The sequence below is a fragment of the Candidatus Contendobacter odensis Run_B_J11 genome (genome assembly GCF_000531125.1).
GTDB lineage: Bacteria > Pseudomonadota > Gammaproteobacteria > Competibacterales > Competibacteraceae > Contendibacter > Contendibacter odensensis.
Genome location: NZ_CBTK010000072.1, coordinates 1 through 7,642 on the forward strand (window position 1 = coordinate 1; position 7,642 = coordinate 7,642).

Consider the following 7,642-nt stretch of genomic DNA (forward strand, 5'->3'; position numbering starts at 1 on the left):
ACGGCATACGAGATATTGGCGTGACTGGAGTTCAGACGTGTGCTCTTCCGATCTAGCCCGCGACAGCCGCCCTTTTTCGCCACTGCACCCATAACCGACGCGGACAGCGATAGCGCGGCGCGGTTGCCACTCAGGCGCAATTCAAAACGGTGGGATGAGGTTCAGTGGCGGCATTTCCCCAAAAAGCGCCCATAAAAAACCCCGCACACTTCGACAAACTGAGTGGCGGGTCAGAGGCAGCTACGGGGAAAAGGTGGATCTGGGCAAGCGTGTTTATTTCACGGCGACCAGATGCAGATTGTTGATGGCCCAACCGACCGTTAAAGCGCCAATGGTGCCGGTAATAGACCAGACCGCAATTTGAAATCGTTCCAAGCTGGTCAGTCGTTCACTGTGGGTGGTGACCTGCGTCGTCAACGCCTGCAATAGCGCCCGCTCGCCGGTGGCTTCCTCAATATGCTCAATAAAACGGGCGGATAATCCGGTCAACCGCTCGGCAATCACGGTCTGCTGCTCCTGAATGGTGATCCGGGATTCGCGACCGTGCGCATACTCGGATTTTAGATAGATCAAGCTCTCATCGATCCGCGTCAACCGCTCCGAGGTGTCGATCACGCGCTGGCGATATTCGCGTAAGGTTTCCGCCATTTCCGCATCAATCCGGCGGCGTAAAGCGTCGGCGGTGTCGGTTCTACTGTTGGCGCTGGTGCTGCTTTCGGTGTCTGCATCGCTGTTCATTCGCTGATTCCTCATCGGTAACGCCACGGCGCTTGCCAAGGACCGTCGGTTTTCCAGATACCGCGCCGCTTTCTCTGGGCGATGTCTTGAGCCGCGTAATACTCGCCGCGTGATTGCGGACACTGCCACAACGCGGCATAACCGCCTTCCACCAGCCGCAAGCCACAATGGGCATAACTGCGCAAGCTGATGACTTCGGCAATCAGCCGACCGTAAGCATCGACGCCATGAATCCGCGCCTCCACGGTCTCATTCAACGCCAGCAGTCGGCGCAAATAAGCGCGGGCTGATACGGCGTAGGCATAGCAATCGGGGTTGCTTAATTCCGGCGCATCAATGAATGCCAGTCTGATCCTGGCTTCCTCAACGCCGTTTCCTGTTGTTCGCCACACTTTGAGGGTATCGCCGTCGGGCGTGTAGTTGACCCTGACCTGTTCAACAATCACGGCAATGCCTTCGCTTCCGCGTCGGTCATCACCCTGCCGCGTTCGGTTCCGGTCTTGAATCCGATAGACGGGATAAAGGTCACGCTGCGCTCGGCGGGCTTGGTGTAGTAGGTTCCGGCGGGCCCCTTCACTCGTCGGCGGTCTGACCAGCGGGTTTCAAAGCGGCCCAAGTCATCAACGGTGACCGTCCCGCCTTTCCTCATGATGTCCTTGATGCGCAATAGCAGCTTGTCGAAGGCAGTGGCCGCGATGGTGGCATTCATCCCGCTGTAACCATCCTGAACGTGATAGCGCAGGGTGTTATGTCCCATATGCTGAGCCGTGCCGACCCTCTCATCGGGCGTTTTCGGTTCAATCGCTTCACTCTTGAAAGCGCGGATTTTGAGCGGGTTGAGGGTGAACAGGGGTGGACCGACTTCGTTGTTGCGAATCTCCGCCACACTGAAAAAAACGCTGGATTCGCTGCCGGTCGCAAACTCGAAAGAGGAGCCGATGCCTTCAAACTGCATCCGGTTTTCGCTCTCGTTGCCGTAACCCAGCTTGACGGTCTTCCCGGCCAGCTTCGTCGGGTCTTGACCGTAGCCCCAGCCCTGCGGGCGTAGATTCGCGCTGATGATCACGCCGCTGCTGGCCGTCCAGGTGACTTCCACCAAGTCCGGGATTTCCTCGGTGCCCTGGCGAATCAAGCGGGCATGGACAAATGTTGGCTGTGGCGGTTTCGGCATCGGTAGCCGTGACTTTACGCTGACGCTCGCGGCGGGGCTGGTCTGGCCGTTGATGCGCTGGCTCACGCTGATCGTGATGACGTGGGTTGAACCGTCGCCGGGCAAGCCTGAAATAGGGATTTTCAGGATCGCGGGATCCATCGTGCCGGGATTCTGCCAAGTGAATGCGGGCGTGAATGCCGGGGCGTCGTCAATGCGGGCGGTGAGGGTGTGTTGCTGCGGATGACCGTAGAACCACACTTGCAGGTATTCATCAGGATCATCGGGCTGCAACGGGTTGATCTCGTCTCGTAGCTGACTCTGCAAACCGGCGGGCGCTTTGGCGCTGGAATGCCCAGCGGTAAACCGTAGCAAGGTCGAGACCTTCAACCGCTTGCGACTGATCAGCCTGATCGCGGCGCTGGCAAACCCGAACACGCAACTTCCGCTTAACTGAATCGCGTCCGGGTTGACGGCTTCAATGTGGCTAAGGGTTGCGGCGCTGGCGCTGAATAGCAACGCGGCTTGGCCTTGGATTTCAGAGGGAATGCCTCCTTCATCCGCTAAAAAATTCACGGTGATCCAGCCGGTATCTTCGCCTTGGGATACGCTGCCATCCTTGGTGTAGGTTACATCGAGGGCTTCACCGGCTACGACGTGGGCTGTTTCGGTAGACCAGTCTACCGTTCCAGAAATACTGAACAGGTCATCCTCGCTAAACTGAGTTCTTCCGGTCAGAAAGTCATAAGCGCCTTCACTGCTGACTTTATAGTTTATGGTGAACACACCATCGCTGGGCGCTATAAACCGTATCTGACTGATCCCGCGATCCGTAATCGTTCCGGCCTGAAAACACGGGCCGCCGTCTGGCCCTCCGTTGGCTATGAGTACAAACGGCACTGTTCCATCAACAATCTCCCCTTGTTCTTGGTTACCCATGCTGATGGGTTCCTCCACTGTTACAGCGCTGCCGTAACGGGCGCTGCCGTAAGCCTCTCCTAACAGCATCAACACCAGTTCATTCGATTCTCTGCCGTCTACCCTAGCCCATACGATGAATAAGCCTTGTCCGGCCTTCGCGCCCTGAATGACGCGGGCGGTGTTTCCTTGGGGTTCTAATCGGGCGCTGTCTTCCTGTCCGCCCTCGGCTATCCAGCGGCTTAACCATTGCACCGGGCGCGTCGAGTCCGTTTGCGCTATCGCTAATACACGACCGGGTGTGGTGATGGTTTCTACTAAATAACCGTCTGGATCGTTCTGCCAAGTAATCACTGACGCACTCCGGCCTGAATCAGCGGGCATAAAATGGGCATCACCAAGCGGGCGGCGGCTTGGCGCATGGGATGACCGCCGATGGCTCCGGCGCGGGGATAAGCGTTGTGCTGGCGAAAGCGGTAAAGCGGGCGCGGAATGTGATATTGCTGGCCGAATTGACAGATCAGACCCATCAAGGCGTATTCCTCGAAGCCGTCCCACTTCTCCAATTCCTCAAGGCAGGGTTCAACGGCTGACCGGCGCATGACGTGCAGGTGATGCACTTCGGATGGGCCGAACAGTTGACTCATCGGATTCCACGGCGCTTTGAGGTAGCCGATTCCTTCCCGCTCGCCGATCAGTTGAATATCGCAATACGTGGCAACAATCTCAGGGCGCGCATCGAGCACTTCCAATGCTGCGGCGAATGCGCCCGGTACGACTTCATCATCCGCATCCACAAAGGCGACATATTCTGCTGTGCCGTGCCTGAAGGCGTTGGCTCTGGCTAATCCGACTTTGCCCTGAATCCCTTTCAGAAAATGCACGTTGACCGGTTCCGCAGTCAACGAAATGAGCGCGTCATCAATCCATCGAGTCGGCTCGTAGCAGTAAAGAACATGGACATCTACACGCGGCGGGGTGACTCGCCCTGCGGCGGTCAAGCGTTGCCTAATCCGTTGACGGGTGGCGTTACGGAACTCAATCGGGATTTGGTTGTGCGTGTTGCCGGGATGCAAGCGGAAGAGATAGCCGGGCTGTTCGACGTGAATCCAGTCGCCGACCGTCGCCAGCATTCCATGCAAAAAATACTGCTCCATGCCCGTATACGTTTCCAATTCATCCAGAAACGGCAATACCGCAGTGCGGCGCATGACGGCGATGTGTTCGGTATGGCCTGCGCCTGTTAAGTTGCGCTCAACGCACCAAGGGCCGCTTCCGGTTGAAACATCCGGGCCTAATACCTGCCCGGACTCGTTCATATAAAGCGCATCGGTATACGCGCCAAGGGCGGCGGGGTTGGCATCCAGCGCGGCCACACACGCGGCGATAGCGCCGGGTAATAGCACATCGTCATCATCCAGACAGGCCACAAACTCCGCCGTACTTTCACGGTAGGCTTGCGCTCGGCCTGCGCCGGTGGCGCGTCCGTTGTTGTCTATGACGCACAGGTTCACCGGTTGACCGGCCACGCTGGCGATGGCCTGTTCGAGCCATTCTGGGCGGGTTCTGGCGATGGTCAGAATATGCAGATCAACGCGGTTCGTCATCGCGGCTTAACCTATTTTCACTTCAAGTTCACCGGCCAAAAAGACCGCTTGCTCGCCACTCTTGATCGGCTTGTAGGCGCTCAATGCCGTCGCGAAGCACAGATCGCCGTTCTGATTTTTCAGGCCAAAGCCTAAAACATTCAGCGGCCAATCGGCGGTCGCCAATGGAAACTGCACGGCTACGCCATTGCGATACACGGTTTCGCCCGCTGCGCTCTGAGCGGCATCTTTAATCCAGCGTCCGCCACCGGGGCTATGCACCACCGGCGCGTACCCATTGCCGATGATTTCATTGCCGCTGGTGTTGGCCTCGTTCGGGGTCTGGCTGTACAGGCAGACCGTCCATTGGGTGACTGCCGGGAACGGCTGGCCCAAAAACAGGGCGTCGCCGACGGCGGCTTCAAGGAAATTCGTCGCACTCATCACTTGCTCCACGGGTTTTCAGACTAGGAAACCAGACCCAGAAAAGCCGCGCCTTGAAAGCGCGGCCTTGCGGTGGGCTTTAGGTGGCGGGCTTGGCCTGCAAGTCGGTCATGACGGCACCGGTTTTGACGCCGGTCTTGAAGCCGATGGACGGGGTAAAGCCCAGATTGCGATAGGCCGGAACAACGACCGGCTCACCGTTTGAGGGATTGCGGGCCATGCGGTCTTTCGTCCACTTCGCGGCCATCACGCCAAAGTCGTTGAGTTCCACGCTGCCGCCCTTGGCCACCACGTCCTTAATCTTGAAAACCAAGGCGTCCACCGCATTGCTGACAATGTTCTGACCTTCGGCGGGCAAGCTGCCCAGTTGGGTCATCACGTCGGCGAAGACTTCCGCCTTGAGCGTCGCATATTCCACGTCCCGCGCCGTGCCGGCGATCTCATCCGGCGTGGGCGGGTCTACCGGCTTGAGCTTGCTGGTGATATGGATCGGCGCGGCGGCCTGCTTCTCTGCGCTCTTGTCGCTGATGTTGCTGGCCGCGATGCTGAACACATACGGCCGCGCTACGGCGGGACCGGTTTCCTGGACGATGAAGCGGCTGACGTTCTCAACCCGGCATTCGGTCTCCGGGCCGTTGCTGGTGTAGATCGTGTGCTTCTTGTTGAGGTAGTCGGTGGCGTAAATCACCACACCGGTTCCCGGCGATACCCCATCCCGCGCCCATTCCAATTTCAGCACGTCGGGAATGGTATCAATGCGATCCCGCAACAGGGTTACGGTCAACGCGGTCGGCGGATTCGGCGCTTCAAGCTGATAAGTGATGAAGCTGTTGAGAATATCCACCCAGGCGCCGGTGTCGCCATTCACGTTGTAGCGGACGCGGAAATTGACCGCGTGGCCCATGCCGTCACGCGGGACGACCTGCGACTCGGCTTTGACCAAGGACAGCCCGACGCTGGATTCGCTGTAGGTCGTGATGTTGCTCACGGGCACCGGGAAATAGCCCAACGGGTCGGTGATGTCCTCAACGTCGGCCTCGACTTCAATCGTGGTCGGGACGGGACCGGTCCAGCGGAACAGAATGGTATTGCCGTCCAAGTTCTCGCCGGTAATCTCATCCTTGCCCGCATCCTTGATGATGCTGACCGGCGCAACCGGAGCCTTGACCGCATAGGTCTTAACACCCGCGCCCAGATCGGTCGCGGTGTACAGCAGGAATTGGCTCTTGTCATTGCGCGGCGTGGGTCGCGCTGGCGTGGCCGGCACAAATACCGTTTCATCAATAACCTTCGTGAACACGCCCGCATCGTTGCGGCACAAGTACAGCGAAACCGGCAACAGCGGATCGGTAAAAGTCGGCGTGGCCAACAGCGGTTCAACGGCGCTGGCAAAGGTCACGTCCTTGGATCTGAAACCGTCAGCGGTCGGGCCGTCTACGAAGTTGGAAGGCGTCAATGGCTCGCCGAGCGCGTTATGGAAACCGGCGGCGGTCAGGGTGTTGCTTTCCGGGTAGAACAGCCGGAAAGAAGTAGCAGGGGTACTCATGAGAAAAACTCCTAAAAGGTGAAGAATCAAAAAGCAAATGTGCAAACAAACCCAACTTCAGCGGTTGCTAAATCCGGGCGGGGGTGGAAGGTCGTCGGTAGGGTCATTTGCGGGCGGCAAGGTGTCGCGCAACGGTTCAGCAGCAGCAGGCAAAGCAGGAAAAGCAGCCTCCGCAGATTTCGCCGATTCACGCTGATGAAAAACCTCTTTGGGGCTGGCGGTGTACTCATTACGGAAGACCTCAATCGCCGAGAGAGCCGCGCCGAGCAAAATGCAGATCGCGTGGGTCATGTCCGGGCTGGCGCTGAGTCCGAACATGGCCAAAAGTCCAGCAATGCCGCGCCAAGTGGTTGGCTGCTTAAAGTCCGGGACGAAGTTCATCCGTCGCTACTCCGGTGATAGGCTTGAACGGCCAGGTTCTGGATACGGAACAGGCGGCGATACCAGCCGCGCCCGAAGCTTTCTTCATTGCGGTTGAATTCGTACTGCAAGGCGCGTTCTGCCGCGAACGTGATCAGTAGGTCTGGCATGGACTGACTGGCGCGGGCTAAGGTGATCGGCCCGATGCTGCCGTCCATCTTCACGCCCAGCGCCGTTTGCAACAGAATGGCGGCGGTCGTGCTGCCCTGGTTGACGGCGCAATCGAACACCAGCAAATCCAGTCCAGCGGGTAGCATGTCCCCGCGAATGGGTTGCCAGTAGTCGCGCTGGTAAATCGCGCTGGCTTGTTGAAGGGTCAGGTTCGCTATATCCACGTTCGGATAGCTGCGCTGACTGATGCCGTATCGGGTCAATCCGCCCGGGTCTTGGCGGTGATTGCTCAATCCGCCTTCTTCGGCCAAGATGATTTTCAGGCATTCGGGAAAGGTGCCCATCGGTTGCGCTCGGTGGCGTTGATTCGATGGACGGGATGATTACGGCGGCGCTAGAGGATGTCGTGTTGATTCTGGCGCTTTCGGCGATTTCGCTCATTAGCACCCCACTTTTTTTAGCGCGGCGCACACCAAAGCCATTGAGGGCCATAGGCCGTAATCGCCGCGCAATCGCGGAACGCTCCCGAAGTCACGCTTTGCTTGGAGTCTCGATGTGGTTTCCCGTGGTGGTATGGAGTCACGCTGACGACGGGCAAAAAAAGCGAGGCCCGAAGGCCCCGCCCACAACCCGAATCAGCGCAACCGGAACGCAGACCGCGACGACCGCCCACCGGGCCGCAACCCGGCAGCCGCCCGCAACGCACACCCACGCGGGCGGCGACAAACC

General features: G+C 58.6%; 8 protein-coding genes. All 8 read right to left on the reverse strand.

Going from position 1 to position 7,642, the window contains the following annotated elements; genetic code table 11:
• Positions 1-273: 273 nt before the first annotated feature.
• Entirely contained in the window at positions 274-738 is a 465-nt protein-coding gene (locus tag BN874_RS06270) for a hypothetical protein (RefSeq protein ID WP_034431565.1), read from the reverse strand.
• 11 nt (positions 739-749) lie between these two features.
• Positions 750-1,184, reverse strand: a complete 435-nt coding sequence (locus BN874_RS06275; RefSeq protein WP_051497494.1) for a thermonuclease family protein — start codon at positions 1,182-1,184, stop codon at positions 750-752.
• A complete protein-coding gene (locus BN874_RS24995; RefSeq protein WP_034431566.1) occupies positions 1,181-3,160 on the reverse strand; it encodes a hypothetical protein in 1,980 nt (659 codons plus the stop codon). Before BN874_RS24995 ends, BN874_RS06275 begins: the two co-directional genes overlap by 4 nt.
• A complete protein-coding gene (locus BN874_RS22250) occupies positions 3,157-4,413 on the reverse strand; it encodes a glycosyltransferase (RefSeq protein WP_051497495.1) in 1,257 nt (418 codons plus the stop codon). The genes BN874_RS24995 and BN874_RS22250 overlap by 4 nt, the downstream gene beginning before the upstream one ends.
• A gap of 6 nt (positions 4,414-4,419) precedes the next feature.
• Entirely contained in the window at positions 4,420-4,836 is a 417-nt protein-coding gene (locus tag BN874_RS06290; RefSeq protein WP_034431567.1) for a phage tail fiber protein, read from the reverse strand.
• A gap of 79 nt (positions 4,837-4,915) precedes the next feature.
• On the reverse strand, positions 4,916-6,382 hold the full coding sequence (locus BN874_RS22255) for an HU family DNA-binding protein (protein ID WP_051497496.1): 1,467 nt from the start codon (positions 6,380-6,382) through the stop codon (positions 4,916-4,918).
• A gap of 57 nt (positions 6,383-6,439) precedes the next feature.
• The gene (locus tag BN874_RS06300; protein ID WP_034431568.1) at positions 6,440-6,763 is read right to left on the reverse strand and encodes a hypothetical protein; all 324 of its coding nucleotides are present in this window, start codon (positions 6,761-6,763) and stop codon (positions 6,440-6,442) included.
• The gene (locus BN874_RS06305) at positions 6,760-7,257 is read right to left on the reverse strand and encodes a glycoside hydrolase family 108 protein (RefSeq protein ID WP_051497497.1); all 498 of its coding nucleotides are present in this window, start codon (positions 7,255-7,257) and stop codon (positions 6,760-6,762) included. Before BN874_RS06305 ends, BN874_RS06300 begins: the two co-directional genes overlap by 4 nt.
• Positions 7,258-7,642 lie beyond the last annotated feature (385 nt).